A 22,102-nucleotide genomic window follows, 5' to 3' on the forward strand; every position below is an offset into this window, starting at 1 on the left:
AAATTCCGGGAGACCGTCAGATGGCAGAAACAAAATCGGCAGCGCTGCACTATTCCATGCGCCCCATGATTGGCGCCAGGCCGCATATATTAATCCTTGGCTCCATGCCCGGTGCCCAGTCGCTGAAGATGCAGCAATACTACGCGAATCCGCGCAACCAGTTTTGGCGGATTCTCGGGACGCTGTTCGGCCGGAAAGCGGCGTTCGAGAGCTATGAACAGAAATGCGATTTTCTCAAAAAGAATCAAGTTGCCTTGTGGGATTCGATCCACCAGTGCCGGCGGCAGGGCAGTCTGGATTCAGCGATCCGGGAAGAGGAACCGAACGACATTCCCGGTCTGCTCGACATGCATCCCGGCATCCGGCTGGTCGCGTTCAACGGCAGCAAATCCTGCGGCGTGTTTCGAAAAAGTTTTGGATTCCGCCGGCTGAAGGAGCGCGGGATCGCACATCTTCGGCTCCCGTCCACCAGCCCGACGCCCAGCCGTTATCCGAAGTCGCTGGCGGAGAAGATTGACGACTGGTCGGTGATTAAAGACTACCTGTAGTCGGCTGATTCGGTTAAAAGCTGAAATCCATTGAATGACTACCGGAATTAATGGAATTAGTGTAGACTAGGGTTAGGCTGAAGGCGACAAGATTTCAGTCCGTTCGTGAGAAAATACACAAGACAGAATTCAAGCGTAAAGGAGATCATTATATATGGCAAAAGTGGAAAGTTTTACACTCGATCATACAAAAGTCAAAGCACCCTATGTCCGGCTGATCACAACTGAGCACGGACCTAAGGGCGACAAGATACAGAATTACGACCTGCGTCTGGTTCAGCCGAATGAAAATGCGATTCCGACAGCAGGGCTGCACACAATTGAACACATGCTGGCCGGGCTGCTCAGAGATCGCCTCAACGGCGTGATCGACTGCTCTCCGTTCGGCTGCCGCACAGGTTTCCACCTGATTCTGTGGGGGGAACATGATCCGGTTGACGTGGCCAGGGCATTGAAGGGTTCACTGGAATTCATCGCCGGACCGGCAACATGGGACGACGTGCAGGGGACAACGATCAAGAGCTGCGGCAACTACCGCGATCATTCCCTGTTTTCCGCCAAAGAATGGGCAAAGAAGATTCTCGCTGAAGGCATCAGCTCGGATCCGTTCGAGCGCAAAGTCGTCACCGAATCTCTGTAATCATTAGAAAACGTCGGCGGGGCCGAAACACTGATTAAGTTCACTGTTTCGGCCCCGTTTTTTAAAAGAGAGCTCTGCGGGATTGGGTGGCGCCGGAGCGTACATTGCTCATTCCGCAGTGTATGAAAAATTTCGAAGTGCAACGATAAAAAGTCCGCCGGGGCAATCCGGGCGGACTTTTATCAAATTCGTTAATCATGCAATCTTTTTAGTAAGAGAAGACGCGGCGTGCCCTGGCATATCTCGGCTTCCAGTAGTGAGAAGAAGGTCCGACAAAAACGCCCGTTTTTTTAATGCCGCTGTATTCAGCGTCCACCATCTTGCCCTTGCCGGCATAGATCCCGACGTGTGAAACGACGCCGCGGCGTCCGGTGTAAAAGAAGACCAGATCGCCGGCTTTAAGATGCTTTACGCTGACAGCATGTCCGACCCGAGCCTGCTGCTTCGCTGTGCGAGGCAGCGTGTAACCAAATTTCTTATACACCTTTTTCGTAAGGGAGGAGCAGTCACTGATCCCATAACGATAGGGTTCATGATGTGACAGGGCAACTTTGACGATTGCAGAGCCGCTGACTTTTTTCGCCTGAATTTCCGTGAAAGAACTCGTGAACAGTGCAAAGACGATGCCAATAACTGCGAACAATTTAATCCACTTCATCAATTCGGTGCCCCCTATGTATCTCTCACAACTTATTTGCTTCTATGTGTTTCGTTCTTCTTCATCAACAAAGTCGATTTTACGCTCCTCATTTTTCAGAAAGCTTACGGGATCATTACAATAAAATAAAAAGGAAGAGCGAATTTGTAATAAAAATGTCATATTGTGCTGCCGGACCGACATGAGCAGACCTCATTCGTCTCGTAATGGCGGCGCTTTTCGAGTACTAAAAGGCAGATCTTTTGTGATATGATAGAAGCCGGTAAAATGAAAAAAGAACGTGAGAGGACTGCGATGAAGGAGTTAATCAGGGGACTTCACATGCCCGCCGAATGGGAAAAACACGAACGAACATTGATTGCTTTTCCTGTCCGGGAAACGATGTGCTATCCGGAAGATGCAGCGCGGGTCTGTGCCGGCTACGCGGCGCTTGCCCATGCCATTTCTGAGTTTGAACCGGTTACGGTGATTACCCGCCCGGGAGAAGCGGTACCCATACTGAATACATCCGGCAATCCAATGATCGATCTGCTGCCTCTGCCTCATAATGATTCCTGGATTCGTGACAACGGACCGACATTTCTGGTCGACGGGCAGGGTCACCGGGCCGGTATCAACTGGCATTTCAATGCCTGGGGCGAAAAATATCCGGACTGGGCTCTGGATGATCGGCTGGCGCCGCTGCTGCTGGATCATTTTCAAACACCGCGCATCGATGCACCGCTGGTCCTTGAGGGCGGGTCGATCCATGCAGACGGTGCGGGGACACTGCTGACTACGGAGCAATGCCTCCTCAGTCCGAATCGCAATCCCCGGCTGAGCCGGGCGCAGATTGAAGCGGAACTGAAACGTCTGCTCGGCATCCGGACGATCATCTGGCTGAACCGGGGACTTGCCGGCGACGAAACCGACGGCCATGTAGATAATCTCGCCTGCTTCGCTGCTCCGGGAAAAGTGCTGCTGCAGACCTGTGATCATCCTGATGATCCGAATTACCAGGTTACCAGGAAAAATCTTGAGATTCTCCGCCGGGCGACGGATGCCCGCGGACGGAAAATTGACGTGATTCCGATCCCGCAGCCGCCGCTGCGCATGTTCAGGGGGAAACGCCTGACGCTGAGTTACCTGAACTTTTATCTGGTGAACGGCGGTGTGATTCTGCCGGTCTTCGGCGGCGATGCGGCCGCAACCGACAAAGCCGCGGTCGAGCGTATCGGTCAGGCGTTCGCCGGGCGGCGTGTCCGGACAATTGACGGCACGGCAGTCATTACTGAAGGCGGCAATGTTCATTGTGCGACGCAGCAGATACCGGCCATACAGGGGGGAAAGAAGCATGAGAACGATTAAAGTTGCAGCCACACAGATGAGCTGCGGCGCAGATATTGATGAGAACCTGACGCACGCCGAGTCGCTGGTCCGCACGGCCGCAGCCCGGGGAGCGCAGCTGATTCTGCTTCAGGAACTCTTTGAAACACCCTACTTTTGTCAGAAAGAAAATGCGGCGTACTACGGTTACGCAGAAGAACTGGAAAAAAGCCGTGCTGTCGCCCGCTTCAGCCGTCTGGCCGGGGCGCTTCAGGTTGTGCTGCCGCTCAGCTTTTATGAAAGAAAAAACAATGCGCTGTTCAATTCTCTGGCAATGATCGACGCCGACGGCACGGTGCTCGGAACGTACCGAAAAAGCCACATTCCCGATGGTCCGGGCTATGAGGAAAAGTTCTACTTCAGCCCCGGGGATACGGGATTCAAGGTCTGGGAGACGCGGTACGGCAAGATCGGTGCCGGAATCTGCTGGGATCAGTGGTTCCCGGAAGCGGCGCGCTGCATGGCGCTGATGGGTGCGGAACTGCTTGTCTATCCGACAGCGATCGGTTCGGAGCCGTATGATGCGACGATCGACTCTAAAGATCACTGGCAGGCGTGCATGCTCGGCCATGCTGCGGCCAATCTGATGCCGGTCATCGCATCAAACCGGATCGGAACCGAGCGCGACGGGGATTCCGCGATTACCTTTTATGGATCGTCATTCATTGCCGGTCCGCAGGGAGAAAAGATGGCCGAAGCCGGCCGGACGGAAGAGGCGGTGATTACTGCCGAGTTTGATCTGGACCGGCTGCAGGCGCAGCGGTTCGACTGGGGCATTTTCCGTGACCGGCGTCCGGATTTGTACGGTCCGATAACCACGTATGACGGCCGGAAGTAATCCGGGAAAATGATGCGTATTCCGTCTGCTCAACCTGAAATTTGACGAAAATTTGATGGCCGGAAGTGTCCTTTTTTCCGAAAGAAACAGGACGAACATCCGGTCATCTTTTGCTATAATAAAGAGAGCATGAAACATAAATAAAGAGAGCATGAAACATAGGGATGCCTCAGAAAATCCGGCATCAGATTAGACAGGCTCCAGAATAGAGGGAATCTGTCCGGGCCGACCGGACGGAATCCCTACGGTTCTGATGATGCAGCGAAGGGAACCTCCGATTATGATTAAAGTGCTGATTGTCGATGACTCAAAGTTTTCACAGAAAATCACCGCTTCGCTGATTGGAAAACAGCTGGACGGTGTCGCATTCGAGTTCGCCGATGACGGGGAAGAGGGTCTGGAAAAGTTTAAGTCGGACCATCCGGATTACATAGTGACCGACCTCCTGATGCCGAAGCTCAGGGGTCAGGATTTGATCGAACGGATCAAACAGGTCGATATCGATGCGAAGGTGATTGTTCTTTCTGCAGATGTTCAGAGCAAGGTTCGTGAAGTTGTCCGCCAGATGCACGTACTTGCCTTCATCAACAAACCGATGAATGAAGCAAAGGCCAAAGAGATTGCGGCCATTATCGGGAATGGTGCCGCATGAGCGCGTTGTTCAGCAGGGAAGACATATTGAAGGAACTGTTTAATGTCGGTGTGGGTAAAGCAGCCAGTACGTTGTCGGAGATCATTGATAAGAAGATTAATCTTGACGTTCCGGATGTGCGGATCATGAATATGGTCCGCGGCAAGCAGGAACTGGATGTTTTTCTCCGTCAGGTGACGGAAGGCGCGGCAATGGTGTCGTCGATTTCGTTCAACCGCCAGCTGGAAGGTACCGTCAGTCTGATCTTTCCGGCGGAGAAGATGCATCAGTTTATCGATCTTTGTCTGAATGAAGAATACAGCGAGAACAATAGTCTCGAATTCTCTGATGTTGATTTTGACACCATTAAAGAAATCGGCAATATCATTCTGAATGCCATCATCGGCGAACTCAGCAATACGGTACATATTCCTGTCGAATACACTTTGCCGGAAGTATCCGTCTTGCAGAGTGCCCGTGCCGATCTGCTTGTTTCCGATGCATCGTATCATCTTGTGCTCATGATGTACATTACCTTCAACATTGAAGGAACGATGATTGACGGAGCGATTGTGATTAATATGACACTGAGATCGCTGGATGAGATCCTGGAAAACATTGATAAGATCTATGGTGGGGAATAATGGACATAGAAATAGATGATTACCTGCCCGAAATCCTGAATTTTATCAGTGAGGGCATTGTCATCCTGGACAGTAATCTGACCATCGCGTACTGGAATCCGCTGATGGAAAAGCTGACAAGGTACAGTCAGAAACAGGTGCTTGACCGGAACATCGGCGAGGTCATCCCGGCCTTGAAACAAAATACTTTTCATCAGGCAATGACCCGCGTCTGCGTAAGCGGCATGCCGGCTTTCTTTTCCGCCGGTATTCATCGCCGTATCCTTGGCGACCATCATCCGGTTAACCTCAAGATGAATCGGATTCTGCATCGTAAGGATAAATTGATTCTGATGGAATTTATCGATATGACGAACCAGTTTCTTCAGATCGACCAGTTACGTGCGTCCGTTCGCAGGCAGGCGGAGCTCAACAACCGGCTGAAGCAGAAGGAACAGGTCATCGAAAAGCTTGCTTATTATGATCAGCTGACGGGCGTCGCCAACCGGGCGCTGTTCGATAAATATGCGGATCTGTATCTGAACCGGGCTGTGGAAACCGGAAGCATGCTCGGTCTGATGTTTGTCGATGTCAACGAGTTCAAGCAGATCAATGATACCTACGGCCATAATACAGGAGACAAGGTGATGACACGGGTCGCCGGCATGCTGACGGAGTCGATGCGCAAAGATGATGTCGTCTGCCGATATGGCGGAGATGAATTTCTCGTCCTGATGCCGGACGTGACCGAGCCATTTGACGATCAGAACATGATCCGGCGAATTGGAAAGAATAAGAAGAAGCCGCTGATTCAGGACGGTTTTGAGATTATCCTGTCACTGAGTATCGGAGTCAGCCTGTTTCCACGGGACGGCCGGACCATTGATCAACTGGTCGCGAAAGCGGATGAACGGATGTATCTGGACAAACATCAGTCCAGAACGGATGCCGACTTCGGTGGCTGACGCGCGCCGATGCGCGGTTTGACAGGACACGTAATGATGGCATAAGTTGAAAGAGTCAGTAAAAATAACGTGATGAATGTGAATGAGTGATCGGGGAACTATCATGGAAAAAGTAATGATTTACGATGAACTGAAAAAAATAATTCCTGATTCGAGCCGTGTCCGCGTCGGTGAGAATCTGAGCAGCTATACATTTACCAAAACCGGGGGCGTCGCGGATGTCCTGGTGCTTCCGGAAAATTATGAGGAGATCTGCGGCATCCTCAATTTTGCCGGAGTGAACGGCCTGCCGGTCACGGTGCTGGGAAAGGGCTCCAATGTCATCATCCGCGACGGCGGGATTCGCGGCATCGTGATTAATCTGCTTCGGCTCAATGCCATCCGGCTTGAAGGCCATACAGTAGTTGCCCAATGCGGCGCCGCAATTATCGATGTGTCGCGGTTCGCGCTTCAGCATCATTTGACAGGACTGGAGTTTGCCTGCGGGATTCCCGGATCGGTTGGCGGGGCGCTGTTCATGAATGCCGGTGCCTATGGTGGAGAGACGGCGCAGGTGCTTGATCATGCCCTGGCCGCGGATGCATCGGGCCGCCTGCTGAAACTGGACCGGGAGGCCCTTGATATGGGCTATCGCCACAGTGCCATTTCCGAAAATGGGTATATTGCGCTGGAGGGCGCCTTTGCGCTGGCACCGGGCAGTTATGACGCGATAAAAAAGGAAATGGATCATCTGACTTATTTGCGGGAGTTGAAGCAGCCGCTGGAGCATCCGTCGTGCGGCAGTGTCTTCAAACGGCCGCCGGGCCATTTCGCCGGCAAGCTGATTCAGGACAGCGGCCTGCAGGGGACACGAATCGGCGGAGTTGAGGTGTCGACCAAGCACGCCGGTTTTATGGTGAACATTGACCATGGTTCAGCGACGGATTATATCAATTTGATTCATCTGGTCCAGAAAACGGTTAAAGAAAAATTCGGTGTTTCACTGGACACAGAAGTGCGCATCATCGGTGAAGACAAAAACGGACAGAGAATATAATCAGGGGCCGGACAGCATTAACTGCTGCCCGGCCTCTTCTCACTCTTCTCATCTTTGTTTATCATCAACGCGTTTCCCAAGAATGAGTAAATCGCGTTCCACCCCGTCCAGTTCCGCAACCTTCGGGAATCTGCCCCATTGCGCAAAGCCCAGTTTTTTAAACAGATGAAGGCTGGGCAGATTTTGTCCGAAAATGAATGCCAGAATTGTCCTGATCTTATACTGTCCGGCCTGTTTCATGGCTCTGCGGATCAGGGAGGAGCCGATCCCTGTATGCCGGAAAGAAGCGTCGATGTATACACTAATTTCAACAGTGCCCTGATAAGCGGGACGTCCGTAGAAAGTACTGAGGCTCAGCCAGCCGCAGATGTGTCCGCCTGACTGGGCGATCCAGAACGGGCGGTTTCTGTTTTTCAGATGGGCGGCGAGCCACGGCGTTCTTTCTTCGACGGTTACTTCAGTCGTGTCCGCCGTCACCATCCGGCCCGGAATGGTTTCATTATAGATCCTGACAATCTCCGGAAGATCGGACATCACGGCGTCACGGATCACCAGTTTATCATTCATCAACGGTCCCCTTTCCAAAGTAACAGATTGCGGCAGAATGCTCCGGCCCGTCAATCGGCCAGCAGATTGACGAGTGCCTGCGCATCCGCCGAGAGGATGCTTCGCGCTCTGCCGGTTGCCGATGCGTTCAGACGCTGGACAAATGTCTGCAGATAGTAAATTGATGAAGCCGTATCAGCTTTATTATAGGCATTTTGCGCCCGGTTCAGCGCCGAAGACAGGGAGGCCATCTCAGATTCCGGGAGGTTGCCCTTCCCGAACTGGCTGAACAGTTCTTTCATAAGCACTTCATAACCGGATTTGATGCCTGTATAGCCAAGCAGTTGATAGCCGTTCAGCGCAAGCGGGTATTTACTGTTTCGTTCGGTTATCTTCAGGCGATAGTAACGGTAAACAGCAGGATTCCTGATCGTGAACGCGCGCGTCATTGACGGCCGGATGAATGTTTCTCCGGAGCGATGGTCGATCGTATCCCACTTTTTCCCGTTGTCAGAAGCAAACAGGGTCCAGCTTCTCGGATAACTGTAGCCCCGATCGGCAGAGGAAGTCAGCGTGTAGGTTTTAACTCTCTGCGGTGTTTTTCCAAAGTCCGAACTGATCGACGGGTGCTTATCCGTGAAGATCGCGACGGACGGGATCGCGGCGGTCAGCGGGGCAGCATTCGTCTTGTCGCTGGCCGTCAGTTTGGCGCCGACGGTATTTGGATCGGCAAGATTCGCCAGCGCCTTCGGATAAAGCGTCGAACCATCTGTAGACAGCGGCGTCAGTGAATCCGGCAGAGCGCCGGACGAAGTTCCCCAGTCGGACGGTTTGGCTCCCATCTGAAAAGTCAGGGTGCCGCCGCCGGCCAGCTGCTGCTGCGAGATCGAGATTCCGGCGACCGTGCGCCCGTTGAAAGTGACGCTTTGGATATACCGGTTGGTGTTGCTGACGGCAGGTGCATTAATGGTCAGGTCATGGCCCTTGCCCAGATGGATGATCATCTTCTTGAAATAGGGGGCACTGAGGACGTAGCTGCTGCTCCCCTGATTCAGCGGGAACAGTCCGGATGCCGCTAAAAAATAATAACCGGACATCATGCTGCCGGCATCACTCCCAAGATAACCCTGTCCGATTTCACTCCCCGTGTAAAAACGGTTCAGAATCGTCCGCACAAGATCCTGCGTCTTTGCTGCTTCACCGGCGTACAGATACATATAAGGAATCACCGGTGCCGATGGCCGGTTGATTGCGAAAATACCAAGTCGTCCCGCAGCAGCCAGAGCAGCGTCCGGGTCTTTTTTAACGGAAGCAGCCAGGGATTCGGAAGCAAAGTACTGATTCAGCTTGTTACCGAGGCCGCTTCGTCCCCCGTAAAGATTAGCCAGACCCTGTCCATCCTGCGGGACATTGAAGGACAGGCTCCAGCGGTCGGGGGATGCCTGCGGGTTGTCACGGGACGGACCGGTCACATCAGTATTCTGCTGCCAATTTCCGTCCGCGGTTTTTTCATTGAAAAGGTTTGCCGATGTGTCAAACCAAGTCAGATAGTTCTGGGCCCGCTGCAGCAAATAATCACTGCTGTCCTGAAGCACTTTTGCCGAGCCTGTCGGATCATTCAGCGCAGCGCCCAGATTCCCGACAGCACCGTCTCTGACATAGCCGGCGAGTAATTGTTCCAGCGTGCTCCCGGTTTCCGGACTGCCGGAAACAAGGCTATCCGTCAGCAGTGCATTGTAAAGGACGTTCTTATGTATTCCCGGGACACCCTTAATGGCCGCATTGGCAAAGGCTGTATCGGCATAAGTGCTGGCGTTCGCCGGGACGGCACTGCCCCCGTTCCTCTTATTATCGAGAAAACCGTTGATCATCTGTCCGGTCAGGCCGGGTTCAAGCAAGGCATAGGCCGGCCAGACAGTCTGTGCACTGTAGGCGAAATTGCTGTTGACGTAAGCCTTCCCTTTTTTGACCGGCGCGCCTGTCCGTGAAGCGCCGTTTTTATCCTGGAGCGGGCTGTCGAGCAGAGCGTAACGATACTCCGGCTTCTTAGCTGATCCGGTATTTTCAAAACCTGCGTTTGGGTAGAGAAACAGGCGGTAGAGCGCGGAATAGAGTGTGGTGCGCTGCGTCTGGGTTGCACCCGGAATACTGACTTTTGCGAGCCGGCTGTTCCAGGCGCGGGCGGCTTTCCCGGCGATCTTTCCGAAACTCGCCCTGCCGCCGATCTCCTGATCCAGATTTTTCTTCGCCTGGCGGATTCCGATCAATGAAGTTGACAGGCGAAGGGTAACTGTCTTTTGAACGGAAGTATCAAATTTATAATAAGCGGTGACGTTGTCTCTGCTCTGGCCGTAGGTCCGGCCGGAACCCATAACCGGACGATCGACAACGCCGTAGAAGAACAGGCGGCTGCTGTTGCCGGTCGTTTCGCTTTTCACGTCTGAGTAACCCTGGATGGTCCTGGCTGACGGATTCAGCGTGATGCTGCCGTTGTTGTCCAGATTATCGAAAATGAGGTTCCCGACGGTTCCTTTAAAAGTGAAGCGTAACATCGCCGAATGGCTCAAGGCGGTCAATTCCGTCTTCATCCCGTTGTTAAACGTCACGCTGTAGCGATCAGGCCGTGCCTGTTCATTCTTCCGGTCGAAAGCCAGGCCGCGGTTCAGCCGGCTCGCCGACGGTGTGCCGTAAAAATCGGAAGGCATGATCTGCAGGGACTGTCGTTCGCCATTTTGCTGATTGGGCGAATGGCTGAGGGAAAAAGACTGGATTTCCGGAAGATTTTCCGGATCATTGTTGCTTCTGTATGGATAGAAGTGGCTGGCTGAACTGCTGTCCAGAGCGGGCGACCAGTAAGCAAAACCGTTCGGCACGCCGACCGCGGGCACTGTTTCTCCGCGTGGCAGTTTGCTGTCCGAATTCGTTCCCGTCAGGATGTTCACGTTGTTGACCGGCGATGAGCCGACGCTTTTGTCCGCGGTGCCGATGCGCAGATCGTCCAGATAGCCCTTGAAAGCATCCGCCGAACCGGGATCGGAATAGGCAATCAGAATCCGCACGATCGTTTTTCCTGCCGCCGCATGTCCGAGGGACAAAGTTTTATAGTTCCACTGATTGGCGATCAGTGACCCCGACGCGCCCTGGGCGGTCGGCGTCATCCGTATGCCGTCGCTGTCCGTCGCCTGAGACAGCTGATGCAGATAGGTCCCGTCGGAGAAGGCAAGATCAACGGACACATAAGCGGAAGCGTTCGATACCGTTTTACCGGTAACGGTAACCGGAGCCAGATAATAAGAAAGCTGTGTATTCTTTTTGATCGGTATCCGGACACGGAACAGTTTATTATAGGCATAACTGTCCCTGCTTCCGGAATTACGGCCCGAATAGGCGAGAACGCGGTGGCCGCTCCAGCCGGCCTTCGCCGGAGATCCGGAAACGGAGGACGGCCCCTGCACAACGGATGTCGTCATTATTTCTTTTGAATTTCCTGAGATTGTTGAATGGACATCCTTAATCATGGGTTGTCCGTCATTTCCGGATTCGGCGGCATTCTTCCAGTCCGGCGCCGGATCGTTCTTTTCAAATGAGGTAAAGAATGCAGGATTAGAGGACGCGGCTGCAGCGGAAGGCACAGCAGGTCCGGGTAAAGCCGGAAACATCAGACTGAATCCGATGATGCCGGCGAGTACTTTTGATATGACTTTATTCTGCATCGATCAAACACCTCTTCAGTGCCGGTAATGGCAGCCGTTCGCTGATGTATAGTATGGGTCATGACGGGTCATTTTACAGGTTGCCCCGAAGCGTGCAGCTGCTGCCGGAACCATTCATCCGGGAACACTGCAATCTACAATACCATACATGCCGGAGCGCATACATGCAAGAGCATTCGAACGCAAAAACGGTTTTGGTGCAGTCACAGAATGATTGAAGGCAAAAAAATATGCGATAAGAATGCCGGTGAGCATTCTATCGCAACGAGTAAATGATGGTTTCCCAAAGCAAGATGGAACATCTTAACTTAAGGTTAACTGCAACAGAAGGTGTGTTAAAGCTTACTCATTTATCATAGCATGCTGCATCGTGTATTCAATATTTATGTCATATAGTCTGACATAGTTTTTTAACTTTTCTTACATATCTGCGGCTTATGCACTGATTTTTGCCATTTATATAACATCGGCGGCTGGTTGCAATCTTCCGGGATGTTCATATCCTCCTCCATTTCGTCAGGCCGGTTTTGATTTCTGCTTTGCCGACTGGACTGCCTGTGTCGAGAACAGAGAATGTCCCTGAAGCTTGCGTCTTCGCTCATCACGGATCCAGAAAGAAACCAGCGCCAGCACCACGAGCATGACCTGCGGTGAGGACAGGGTAAAGTCCAGAAGGCCGTAGGCAACGATGGTCGGCAATGAGAAAAGGAACAAAGTCACCCGATGGCTGAGGTAGCCCCTCTCCGTATGTACGGCTTTGAGGAGCGAGAAAGTGCCGGTAATAATCAGACCTGTAAAGAAAACGCCGCAGACCACGCCGGAAGAGGCAAAAATAGATAAGAACAGGTTATGGGCATGAGCAATGGTATGGCCGGTCAGCTGATAGTAGGCTGTTGAAAAGTCAAACGATGTCGTGCCGAACAGCGGATGCTGCAGAAACACATCCAGACTGTTTTTCCAGATGTTGATACGCTGCTGCATGGAAAAACCTGCAGAATCGCCTCTCGGCATCACATTAATCAGGAGCGGAACACTGGTGACAGTAAGAACGGAGGTGGCAAAGAACAGTTTCTTATTCCATTTGTAGACAAAGAACACCAGGACCAGCAGCATAATGACGAATCCGGCGCGTGAGCCCGTCGCATAGATACCCAGTGAGAGGACGGCAAGCAGCGCCAGTTCCGTGGCAATCATTCTGGTGTTACGCAGACGGATCGAACGCAGCAGTTCGACCATCAGCAAAGCCAGCGCCAGGATCAAAAGGTAACAGGCATAGTTCGGATTGTAGGCCGAACCGTATAATCTGTCCTGCCTGTTAAAGCCCATGAGCAGATGTCCGGTCAGAAGAGAAACAGCCGGCGGAATCTCGATAAACCGTCCGACAAGATCAAAGAACCAGTCGGAAAAATAAAGATATGCACCGCCCAAAATTGTGATCCACATATATTTTGACAGCCGGAGTTTCCCCGGATTGTTCAGCAAATAAAGATAAACGCCGAAATAAGCGGTCAGCATCGCCGTGGACAACAGATCTTCAGGCCGTCCGTTGGTCAGTGTTGCCCCGATTGAAGCCAGGATCAGCAGGATGAACAGAATGCTGACCGGATCGGCCGCAAGCCTCATCTTTTTCCGGATCATCATGGTCCATTGCCGGATTCCCAGCCCGGCTAACCAGGCAATACCGAGCGGCGGCAGAATGAACAGCAGTACGTAGCCGAATTCTGCCGGCCTGTTTTTGATTGATGTCATTTGTCAACTTGCCTCCGAAATAGTTTCAGTTTGTATCATCTGAAATATTTTCAGACACTGCTTCACTATAATACATGAATCAGGACAACTTCAACAGACTTGTGGGTAAATTTATACATTGTACGGGCAAAAAAGATACCGACGCATTCCGTCATGATTCAATCACAACAAAGGGATCGATTGACCGCTCTCCCGGAAGTGCGGGCTGTCCGGTGTAAGGGCTGTCATGAATTAAAGTAACAGGTATAATGAAAATTGTAAATACAGAAGGCGGAGAGGATGACGGGAATGAGACTGGCAACGATCGGAACAAGTAAAATCACCGGTTCTTTTCTGGAGGCGGTTCAGGAAACCGGCAGAATGACATACACCGCAGCCTATTCAAGGAGTGCCGACAAGGCCAGAGCGTTTTCGGAGCAGCATGGCGGAATACAATGGTTTACCTCTGTGGAAGCACTGGCCCAGAGTGATGCCGTGGATGTGGTTTATGTGGCGTCGCCGAATGGCCTGCATTTTCAGCAGGTCATGACACTTCTTAACGGCGGCAAACATGTCATCTGTGAAAAACCGATTTTTATTACCTTAAACGAACTGGAGCAGGCCTTCAGTCTGGCGGAAGAGAAACACGTCTTTCTGTTTCAGGCGATCAGGAATATCCAGACACCGGTATTCAAAGAGTTGAAAGCGGCGCTGCATCGTGCCGGCCGTCTTCGCTCGTCGGTTCTGCAGCTGATTCAATACTCATCACGATATGATTTGTTTCTCGATGGGAAAATAACCAATATTTTTTCCCCGCAGTTTGCCGGCGGTGCACTGGAAGATCTGGGTGTTTATCCCCTGTCTGCGGCGATTTCCCTGTTCGGTCCGCCGGCAGATTCAGCCTATTTTCCGGTGATGCTGTCGAGCGGTGTGGACGGGAGCGGGACACTGGTGCTGAACTATGAAGATTTCGTGTGCACGATCCTTTGCTCGAAAATCGCCCATTCCGACGCCCCTTCGGAAATTCATGGCGAACAGGGAACGCTCCGGATCAATAATGCATCGAATATCCACCGGCTGGAATGGATCGATGCCCACACGAAGCAGGACGAACTGATCGCAGAGGACAAGACGGACAATGATATGATTTATGAAATCACCTGTTTTGCCGATACGATTGAGCAGAACGATTTGGAAACTTACCGGACGTTGAAGGAACACAGCCGTGAAGTCGTGCGTGTCATGGAAAAATCGCGGCGAGATAACGGGATTCTTTTTCCCAATGACCAGGTTTAAGTTCACGGACTCCGGCGGTCCGGGATGATCAGCCGCACTTTTTCCGGAAAATGACCATTTGAGCGGGATACAGAAATATTGCAGAGCGCTTTTGTTTTTAAAGAAAAGCGGCGCTGCATTTTTTATTGATTTGTGAAGTCCGCTGCCGCATAGAGTCTCAGCGAAAAGGGGAACGATAAAAAGTAAACTGCGGAAATGTGATGAAAAGTGAGGACGGATCGATATGACGAAGGAGCAGCGGAATAATTTTAAGAAAACCACATCGGTATGGCAGGATACGGTGCACCTCCCGGAATTCAGGGCGCTGGACAAAGACATTGAAACAGAGACGCTGATTGTCGGCGGCGGCATTACCGGAATTACGGCCGCCTTTCGCCTGGCGTCTGCCGGTGTAAAAGTGACGCTTATCGAGGCGGCACGTCTGGCCAGCGGCACGACAGGGTATACAACAGCGAAGATCACCGCCCAGCATGGATTGATCTATCACGAGCTGGCCGCACATTTTGGCGCGGAAAAAGCCGGACTGTACTATCAGGCAAACCAGGAAGCGCTGCACTGGATGGAACAGACGATCACGGAAAATAACGTTTCCTGCGGATTTGAAAAGAAACCGGCAGTCGTTTATGCGGCGACGGATCAGGAAGCGGCGGCAGTTGAAAAAGAAAAGGCGGCGTATGACCGGCTGGGCATCCCAGGGGACCTGAAACAGGAAACCGGATTGTCTCTGCCGGCGGTCAATGCGCTGTCGATGCCGGATCAGGCGCAGTTTCACCCGCTGATGTATTTGCACTACCTGATCGCGGAACTGTCGCGCATGGGCGTGCCGGTCTATGAACAGACGATGGCGGTTGAACTGGAACAGGAGAAGCCGCCGGTGATCCGGACCAGGCAGGGTTTCCGCATCCATTGCCGGAACGTCCTGATCTGTTCGCATTTCCCTTTCTATGATCCCCGGTTCTATTTCTCGCGGATGTTCCCGGAAAGGTCTTACCTGATTGCCTGCGAGACGGATGCGACGGTTCCGGACGGGATGTACCTGAGTGCCGGCGATCCGAAACGGTCGGTCCGGAGTCTGAAGCTGTCCGGTAAAAACATGGTTCTGATCGGTGGTGAGAATCACAAGACCGGACGCGGCGAAGATACAGAGATCCATTTCGACCGGTTATCCGGTTTTGCCGACAGTCTGCTCGGCGAAAACCGCCGGATTGCCCGCTGGTCGGCGCAGGACTACACGACTCTGGACAAAGTGCCTTATATCGGACCGATCTCAGCGAACCAGCCGCATCTTTTCGTGGCGGCGGGATTTCGGAAATGGGGCATGACAACGGGAACGTTAGCTGCCGGGCTCCTGACCGATCTGGTTCTGGAGCAGGATAATCCTTACGTCGAACTCTTCAGTCCGTCGCGCTTTGAAGCAGATCCGATGGTAGGCCGATTCCTGATTGAGAATGCCGAAGTGGCCGGAAATCTGATAAAAGGGAAAATCGGTCAGGAGGAAAAGTCGATTGCCGATCTCGGGAATGATCAGGGGGCCATTGTGTCGCTGAACGAAACGCGTGCCGGTGTTTACAAACAGCCGGATGGAAAAGTAGTGATCGTGGATACGACTTGCCCGCACCTCGGCTGCGAGGTAAACTGGAATCAAAGCGAGCGCACATGGGACTGCCCGTGCCATGGTTCGCGATTCCGGGCGAACGGCGAGGTAATTGACGGCCCGGCGCTGAAGCCGCTGAAACAAATCTATCTGCAGAATGAATCGGTTGCCGGTGATCAGAAAACGCCCTTGTAAGGAGGCGTCCGGGATTGAGCATAATTGATCTCATGGCTGAAGAAAAGATACAGGTCGGACTTCGGAATGGTGCATTTGACCATCTTCCGGGGAAAGGACAGCCGCAGCAGTTTGAAGACCTGTCCGGTGTGCCCAAAGATCTGCGCGTCGGCTACACGGTGCTGAAAAACGCCGGTTATCTGCCGGAAGAAGTCCAGATCCGTAAAGATATGGTGACACTGAGCGACCTGATCCGCTGCTGTACGGATGACGAAGAACTTCGCCGGCTGAACGGACAGCTGCGTGCCAAACGGCTGAGATTCAATCAGCTGACGGAAAAACGTTCGATCCGGAAGAGCCGGGCTTTTCGGAAATACAGGAGTAAGATCTTTAATCACCTGCATATTTGAAAAAATGGCCGGGGCAGATGCTCCGGCCTTATTCTTTCCATAAGTTCAGCAATGGCCCCTTGTTCCCGTAGACAGGATCCTGAGCCGGCTTGCCGACTCTGGCGATATTCTGTTTCAACGGATTGCTTTCCTCTGTTTGCGTGTCGTAAGACTTTCCGTTCGGGTAGCCGCCGACGACAGAGAATGCGTTACTTGCCGAAATCCGCTTGTGCCCGGTACCTGCCGGTAGGACGACGACGTCACCGGCCGATAATTTAAAAATTTTCCCCTTAGGCCCGCCGAGCTGAACTTCAGCACTGCCGGCTGCTATGCCGAGCACTTCATGGGCATTGCTGTGAAAATGATGGAAATCAAAGATGCCGTCAATCCAGTTGTTGCCCCAGTTGTTCTTATGAAACAACCTGACAATCTGATTGGCGTTCATCCCTTTGACTGCTCCGTGGTAGATCAGAACAGAGTATTTCGGGTTGTTCGGGATCGTGCCGTCGTCTTTGAAACGGGCCTGAGCGACTGAGGCGAATGGCTTTCCCGATGAAGAAGCACGGTCTGAAGCTGCCTGCTGGATCGATGAATGATCAGACGGCGATGATGTCGACAGCGCGGCCGGCCCGCCGCAAGCAGCCAGTGTCAGGATAAATGGTGCCAGCCAGACAACGCGATGGAATCGTAACAAAGAAGTCCCTCCCTTTAACAGATCCTGTCATTTGAAAACTTTTTTCATGTTTCAGTATAGCATCCGGTGATGCGTGAGGAAAAAGATCCGATCCGTCAGAATAAAGCAGTGCGGCCGATTGCCAACCGCATTGCTTATCAAAATGCTCACCTGTTCTCGCCGGTATAGACTAGAATGGCATCGCGCAGCAGGATGGCTGCATTTTTACCAAACCGATCTTCGTAATAGGCCGTGAAGCGCGGGTCCGCCACATACATTTTTGCCAGATCGGCATGTGCTTCCGGGGTGTACGCCGTCCAGAAGTAACTCAGCCACTGCCTGTGCAGATCGGCTGCCTTCTGTGCTTCGCTGCTTCGCGGATCCGCACCGTTATCCAGTGCCGCCTTCAAGTGGCCGCCCATCTCGTTTTGAATGGCTTCGGCATCGGCGTAGTCATCTTTGCTGAGGCCGGCAAATTTCTGATAGGATGCCTTTACCTGCGCCTCTCCGTATTTCTCACGGATCTCTTTGCCATAGAGCGCTTCATTTCGGTCGATCATTTCCTTTTTAAAGCCCTCAAATTTTTCCTTATCGGTCATCGTTTGTTCCCCTTTCCTGGCGGCCAGCGTCTTCTCAACTGTCGCGATCAGTCGATTCAGACGATCCCGCTCATCAATTAATCTTTGATGCTGTCTGGTCAGGGCGGCGATCAGGCTGAAATCCGGAGCATTGAGGAAAGCCCGTATGTCCTTCAGGCCAAAACCGAGTTCCCGGTAAAACAGGATCTGCTGCAGCTTGTCGACCTCTCCTGGTCCGTAGATGCGGTAGCCCGATGCGTTGATCTTCTCCGGCTTCAGCAGGTTCAACTGGTCGTAATAACGGAGCGTTCGCGGACTGACTCCGGCCAGATCACTGAGCTGTTTGACGGTGTAATGCAATTGACCTACCCCCCTGATAAATTTATCGTATACCCTGACGCTGCGTAAACCTCAAGCACTATTAATTGTGAAAAATATTTCCATATTGTGAGCAGGACATTTGACCGGACTGTTTCCTGTTTTTAAAATAGGAAAAGTAGGGAATAAAAATAAAAACTATTCCCGTCCGTACCGTCTGCTTTTTTCCGCGGATGAAAACGGACTGATGCGGACAATTTAACACTATCGATTCCCGAGGAGGATATTAAACGATGGCAAAGAAAATTGCTGCAGTACTGGCCGATGATTTCGAAGATGTCGAATTCACCGGACCTGCAAAGGCATATAAGGATGCCGGCCATACAGTTGTCGTGATCGGCAAGGAAAAGGGTGCGACGATTACAGGCAAGCATGGTGCCAAAGTAACGGCAGATGCATCGATCGACGATGTGAAGCCGGACGACTTCGACGCACTGCTGATCGCCGGCGGCTATTCACCGGACAACCTGCGTGACGACGATCGTTTCGTTAACTTTACCAAAGCTTTCGCAGACAAAGACAGGAACGTTTTTGCCATCTGCCACGGTCCGCAGCTGCTGATTACGGCGGACGCCGTTAAAGGCCGCAACATCACGGGCTACAAGTCCATTGCGGTTGACCTGAAAAACGCCGGCGGCAACTACAAAGATCAGGAAGTCGTTGTCAGCGGCAACCTGGTTACGAGCCGTACACCTGACGATATTCCGGCCTTCAATCGTGAAAGCCTGAAGAAACTCGCCTGACATATTAATAAAAGGTAGTCATACAGAACCTCCACTCCTAAGCAGGGCGGGGGTTCTGTTTTTTACAAGCTTTTTGCTATATGACGTGTGCCTGCTGAAGCGTCTGTCCGGATCAGCTGGCTGATGAATAAACCGGCCAATTTTTTGTTGATCGCTTCATTCCGGCTCAGCCAGGTCCGGATCTGCGGATTGAAGTGTTCATGCGGCCGGATCGGCCAGCCGCCGCAAACGTCCATCGACGCGATCCGTTTGTCTTCGATGAGCGTCCGGACCAGCGGCAAGAGCGTGTCTGATCTCATCCGGCCCTGGCTCCAGTTTGTTTTGACTTCATCCGTCGAAAGCACATCCTTGTCCACACTGATCTGGACCGTATCTGTCTGGATCAGCTTGAGCAGCTGACCGGCAGCGGGGGTGCTATGATCAGGAATGATGACGACCTGGCGCCGAATCGGCTGCGGAACGTCACGTGCGCTCCGCGGATCCGGTCCGATCATGATCACTTTTTTCAATTCAGGCACTTCCTGAATCGCGTGGCTGACCCAGGAACCGCAAGACAAAAGCGGCCCGATCTGTCCTGCATTCAGATCTGTGTGATGATCGAACAGTACCAAAGTGAACGGCCGCCTGATCTCCTGCATCAGGGCGAGCGCAACATAGTGATAGTTTCCGCTGCCGATAAACGTCAGTCCCTTGTCCGGGATCCGGCCGAGTGCCGCGCCAATTGATGCGAACGCTCCCGGCGAGCAGTACATGGCCGTGCCGCGCAGCCCGGTAAAGTCAATCCACTGATGGGGGACAGCCGCAGTAAGATTTTTCTGATGGACATAGGTATCATCAAAATTTAAAAATGTGATATTCCGGTGCACTAAGGGCATGTCGTTCACCTCTTTGCGGCGCTCGGATGAAACACAAACGCTTTCAGTTATTATTTTAGCGCAGTTTTTTTACGAAGACCAACAGACGATGGTCTGTATGCGCTTTAGCTCTATGATGAAGCCGTCAGCAGACGATCCCGGTTCGATTGTGGGGCCGTTGGACTAAAAATATATCGGCCGAAATCAGGATATATCAGCCAAACGGCGAATTCGCTGTTCTTGCAGGGTGCAGGATAAATGTTTTTTTCGTATAATCAAATATGGAAACGTTAACATTTTAACGAGGTGATCATCATGTTGCACTACGGGGAACATTTTCCAAAAGTGGATCCAAGTGTGTTCATCGCTCCGGGGGCACAGGTTATCGGGCAGGTGGTGCTCGGTGCACGGGCATCGGTCTGGTTCAATGCTGTGCTCAGGGGCGATGAAGCAGGTATTTTCATTGGTGAAGGATCAAACATCCAGGACGGCACGGTCGTCCACGTCGACGCAAAAGATCCGGTCCGGGTCGGGAAAAATGTGACGGTCGGCCACAATGTGACGCTGCATGGCTGTACCGTTGAAGATGGATCACTGATCGGCATGGGGGCAACAATTCTCAACGGTGCAGTGATTAAAAAAGGAGCGCTTGTTGCTGCGGGGGCGCTGGTTCTGGAAAATCAGGTTGTCGAAGCGGGGACGCTCGTTGCCGGGGTACCGGCCAAAGAGCGGCGGAAACTGAGTCAGGACAATGCGGACTATCTAAAATATGATGCGGCGCATTATATGGCGCAGGCGAAGAAATATCTGGAGGCGGGGATCGGGCAGAGTTAAGAGCCCCTGCTCGTTGTCAGCCGGCTTCTGAGGTCTTCAATGATTTCTTCGGCCAGATCCTTGATGGGTGTCTTCGCGGTGCCGGGAACCAGGATGTCCGGATGATGGAGAGGAAGAAGATACTTTCTGCACGACATCCGGGAAAACGCCTGTGTCATCGCTGCAGTGACTTCGCCCTGAATGGATCCCGGTTCGATAATACCGATCGGGGCGATGATCCCGTCGGCCGTTTCATGACGGCAGAAGGAGCAGATTCCTTTTTCACCGCTGATGCCGATATCGGCGCCGGCACGGACCATCCGCGCAGTGGCAAATGTGTTCGTGCCCAGGGCGATGATCTGCACTTCAGGCGGCAATTCGAGCCGTATTTTTTTGATCAGTGTCTGGCCAAGCCCGGCCCCCTGGCCATCGAGAACGGCAACTTTCATATAAAGCTTCTTCCCGGTCTGCAAAGACCTGTCACTTTTTTATCATCTCATCAACATGGAATTATTATATAATAGAAAGCAGTTAATTTCTTCTTTTGGCCGCGGAATGGTCCGGCCGATCGAATGGAGGCGCGGAAGTGAGCTCGATCAGGGTTGTGAAGCAGCTGCTGGAAGCCAACGAAGACTGCAGCAATGAGGTCAAAGAAATTCTTGCCAGGAAAAAAGTGTTTGCGATAAATGTTATGGCAGCGCCGGGTGCGGGGAAAACAAGCCTGATCATCAGACTGATCGAGAAGCTGCAGCCACATTATAAGGCAGCCGTTATCGAAGGTGATATTGCCGGGCAGGTCGATGCGGAAAAACTCGACCGGCTGGGTGTTCCGGTTGTTCAGCTGAATACGAGCGGTGCCTGTCATATCGAAGCGATGTCGATGAAGAAAATGCTGACCTATTTTAATCTGGACGACATCGACGTGCTGTTCATCGAGAATGTCGGGAATCTTGTCTGCCCGGCTGAGTTTGAAATCGGTGAAGACATGAAGCTGGCGATCGTCAGCATCCCCGAGGGCGACGATAAGGTTGTTAAATATCCGCTGCTTTTTACAAAAGCGGACCTGGTTGTTTTCAATAAGTTTGACATGATGCGTTTCTTCAATTTCAATGATCAGCAGGCAGAGAAGGATGCCCTTCAGCTGAATCCGCAGACGAAGGTTTTCCGCACCTCCTGCCAGGCAGACGGCGGCATTGGCACACTCTATGATGAAGTTGCCTCACGGATCAGTTCGAAACTGGAAGAAGTCTGAAAGAAGAGTCGACGGGCGCGGATCACGAAGATTTGCTGCAATGCCTGTACGGATCCAATTTGACTGA

Annotated in this window: 22 protein-coding genes; 14 read left to right on the top strand and 8 right to left on the bottom strand. The window is 52.3% G+C overall.

Features of this window, described 5'->3' with window-relative positions:
* Window positions 1-20 precede the first annotated feature (20 nt).
* Both D889_RS0110355 and D889_RS0110360 read left to right on the top strand, forming a co-directional pair.
* Window positions 21-548 (top strand): DNA-deoxyinosine glycosylase, encoded by a 528-nt coding sequence (locus tag D889_RS0110355; RefSeq protein ID WP_010632090.1) that lies wholly within the window; start codon window positions 21-23, stop codon window positions 546-548.
* Between the two features lie 154 nt (window positions 549-702).
* Window positions 703-1,188 carry an S-ribosylhomocysteine lyase gene (locus D889_RS0110360; protein WP_010632089.1) on the top strand — a complete coding sequence of 162 codons (486 nt, stop codon included), beginning with the start codon at window positions 703-705 and terminating at the stop codon, window positions 1,186-1,188.
* Window positions 1,189-1,396: 208 nt separating this feature from the next.
* On the opposite strand, the gene D889_RS0110365 is transcribed toward D889_RS0110360, so the two are convergent.
* Entirely contained in the window at window positions 1,397-1,846 is a 450-nt protein-coding gene (locus D889_RS0110365; RefSeq protein WP_010632088.1) for a C40 family peptidase, read from the bottom strand.
* A 294-nt stretch (window positions 1,847-2,140) separates the two neighbouring features.
* Between D889_RS0110365 and D889_RS0110375 the strand changes: the two genes are divergently transcribed.
* The 6 genes from D889_RS0110375 (at window position 2,141) to murB (ending at window position 7,304) form a co-directional block, all read left to right on the top strand.
* Window positions 2,141-3,193 (top strand): agmatine deiminase family protein, encoded by a 1,053-nt coding sequence (locus D889_RS0110375; RefSeq protein WP_033403947.1) that lies wholly within the window; start codon window positions 2,141-2,143, stop codon window positions 3,191-3,193.
* Window positions 3,180-4,049, top strand: coding sequence for an N-carbamoylputrescine amidase (aguB, locus tag D889_RS0110380; RefSeq protein ID WP_010632086.1), 870 nt, complete (start codon window positions 3,180-3,182; stop codon window positions 4,047-4,049). The genes D889_RS0110375 and aguB overlap by 14 nt, the downstream gene beginning before the upstream one ends.
* Window positions 4,050-4,329: 280 nt before the next feature.
* Window positions 4,330-4,701 carry a response regulator gene (locus D889_RS0110385; RefSeq protein ID WP_010632085.1) on the top strand — a complete coding sequence of 124 codons (372 nt, stop codon included), beginning with the start codon at window positions 4,330-4,332 and terminating at the stop codon, window positions 4,699-4,701.
* Window positions 4,698-5,324, top strand: coding sequence for a chemotaxis protein CheC (locus D889_RS0110390; RefSeq protein ID WP_010632084.1), 627 nt, complete (start codon window positions 4,698-4,700; stop codon window positions 5,322-5,324). Before D889_RS0110385 ends, D889_RS0110390 begins: the two co-directional genes overlap by 4 nt.
* Window positions 5,324-6,268 carry a sensor domain-containing diguanylate cyclase gene (locus tag D889_RS0110395; protein WP_010632083.1) on the top strand — a complete coding sequence of 315 codons (945 nt, stop codon included), beginning with the start codon at window positions 5,324-5,326 and terminating at the stop codon, window positions 6,266-6,268. Before D889_RS0110390 ends, D889_RS0110395 begins: the two co-directional genes overlap by 1 nt.
* Before the next feature lie 103 nt (window positions 6,269-6,371).
* Window positions 6,372-7,304 (top strand): UDP-N-acetylmuramate dehydrogenase, encoded by a 933-nt coding sequence (gene murB, locus D889_RS0110400; protein ID WP_010632082.1) that lies wholly within the window; start codon window positions 6,372-6,374, stop codon window positions 7,302-7,304.
* Window positions 7,305-7,352: 48 nt separating this feature from the next.
* On the opposite strand, the gene D889_RS0110405 is transcribed toward murB, so the two are convergent.
* From D889_RS0110405 to D889_RS0110415, 3 genes are all read right to left on the bottom strand, one after another.
* Entirely contained in the window at window positions 7,353-7,871 is a 519-nt protein-coding gene (locus D889_RS0110405; RefSeq protein ID WP_010632081.1) for a GNAT family N-acetyltransferase, read from the bottom strand.
* Window positions 7,872-7,921: 50 nt separating this feature from the next.
* Entirely contained in the window at window positions 7,922-11,563 is a 3,642-nt protein-coding gene (locus D889_RS0110410; protein ID WP_010632080.1) for a GH92 family glycosyl hydrolase, read from the bottom strand.
* Window positions 11,564-12,079: 516 nt separating this feature from the next.
* Window positions 12,080-13,312 carry an O-antigen ligase family protein gene (locus D889_RS0110415; protein WP_010632079.1) on the bottom strand — a complete coding sequence of 411 codons (1,233 nt, stop codon included), beginning with the start codon at window positions 13,310-13,312 and terminating at the stop codon, window positions 12,080-12,082.
* Between the two features lie 279 nt (window positions 13,313-13,591).
* Here D889_RS0110415 and D889_RS0110420 point away from each other — a divergent pair, with 279 nt between their 5' ends.
* From D889_RS0110420 to D889_RS0110435, 3 genes are all read left to right on the top strand, one after another.
* A complete protein-coding gene (locus tag D889_RS0110420; RefSeq protein ID WP_010632078.1) occupies window positions 13,592-14,587 on the top strand; it encodes a Gfo/Idh/MocA family protein in 996 nt (331 codons plus the stop codon).
* Between the two features lie 223 nt (window positions 14,588-14,810).
* Window positions 14,811-16,376 carry an FAD-dependent oxidoreductase gene (locus tag D889_RS0110430; protein WP_010632077.1) on the top strand — a complete coding sequence of 522 codons (1,566 nt, stop codon included), beginning with the start codon at window positions 14,811-14,813 and terminating at the stop codon, window positions 16,374-16,376.
* 14 nt (window positions 16,377-16,390) lie between these two features.
* Window positions 16,391-16,765: a DnaJ family domain-containing protein gene (locus tag D889_RS0110435; RefSeq protein WP_010632076.1), complete on the top strand. Its 375-nt coding sequence runs from the start codon at window positions 16,391-16,393 to the stop codon at window positions 16,763-16,765.
* Window positions 16,766-16,793: 28 nt separating this feature from the next.
* Here D889_RS0110435 and D889_RS0110440 read toward each other — a convergent pair whose 3' ends face one another.
* Together D889_RS0110440 and D889_RS0110445 are read right to left on the bottom strand one after the other, a co-directional pair.
* Window positions 16,794-17,438, bottom strand: coding sequence for a cupin domain-containing protein (locus D889_RS0110440; protein ID WP_010632075.1), 645 nt, complete (start codon window positions 17,436-17,438; stop codon window positions 16,794-16,796).
* Window positions 17,439-17,584: 146 nt separating this feature from the next.
* Window positions 17,585-18,355, bottom strand: a complete 771-nt coding sequence (locus D889_RS0110445) for a MerR family transcriptional regulator (RefSeq protein ID WP_010632074.1) — start codon at window positions 18,353-18,355, stop codon at window positions 17,585-17,587.
* 251 nt (window positions 18,356-18,606) lie between these two features.
* Here D889_RS0110445 and D889_RS0110455 point away from each other — a divergent pair, with 251 nt between their 5' ends.
* Window positions 18,607-19,116: a type 1 glutamine amidotransferase domain-containing protein gene (locus tag D889_RS0110455; protein WP_010632073.1), complete on the top strand. Its 510-nt coding sequence runs from the start codon at window positions 18,607-18,609 to the stop codon at window positions 19,114-19,116.
* Window positions 19,117-19,178: 62 nt separating this feature from the next.
* On the opposite strand, the gene D889_RS0110460 is transcribed toward D889_RS0110455, so the two are convergent.
* The gene (locus tag D889_RS0110460) at window positions 19,179-19,991 is read right to left on the bottom strand and encodes an arginase family protein (protein ID WP_010632072.1); all 813 of its coding nucleotides are present in this window, start codon (window positions 19,989-19,991) and stop codon (window positions 19,179-19,181) included.
* 294 nt (window positions 19,992-20,285) lie between these two features.
* On the opposite strand from D889_RS0110460, the gene D889_RS0110465 reads away from it, so the two are divergent.
* Window positions 20,286-20,804 carry a gamma carbonic anhydrase family protein gene (locus tag D889_RS0110465; protein WP_010632071.1) on the top strand — a complete coding sequence of 173 codons (519 nt, stop codon included), beginning with the start codon at window positions 20,286-20,288 and terminating at the stop codon, window positions 20,802-20,804.
* Here the strand turns inward: D889_RS0110465 and D889_RS0110470 are convergent.
* The gene (locus D889_RS0110470) at window positions 20,801-21,232 is read right to left on the bottom strand and encodes a DUF3842 family protein (protein ID WP_026039093.1); all 432 of its coding nucleotides are present in this window, start codon (window positions 21,230-21,232) and stop codon (window positions 20,801-20,803) included. The genes D889_RS0110465 and D889_RS0110470 overlap by 4 nt on opposite strands.
* Window positions 21,233-21,369: 137 nt before the next feature.
* On the opposite strand from D889_RS0110470, the gene hypB reads away from it, so the two are divergent.
* Window positions 21,370-22,035: a hydrogenase nickel incorporation protein HypB gene (gene hypB / locus D889_RS0110475; RefSeq protein ID WP_010632069.1), complete on the top strand. Its 666-nt coding sequence runs from the start codon at window positions 21,370-21,372 to the stop codon at window positions 22,033-22,035.
* Window positions 22,036-22,102 lie beyond the last annotated feature (67 nt).

Origin of the sequence: Sporolactobacillus vineae DSM 21990 = SL153, from assembly GCF_000377985.1 — a bacterium.
Classification (GTDB): Bacteria; Bacillota; Bacilli; order Bacillales; family Sporolactobacillaceae; genus Sporolactobacillus; species Sporolactobacillus vineae.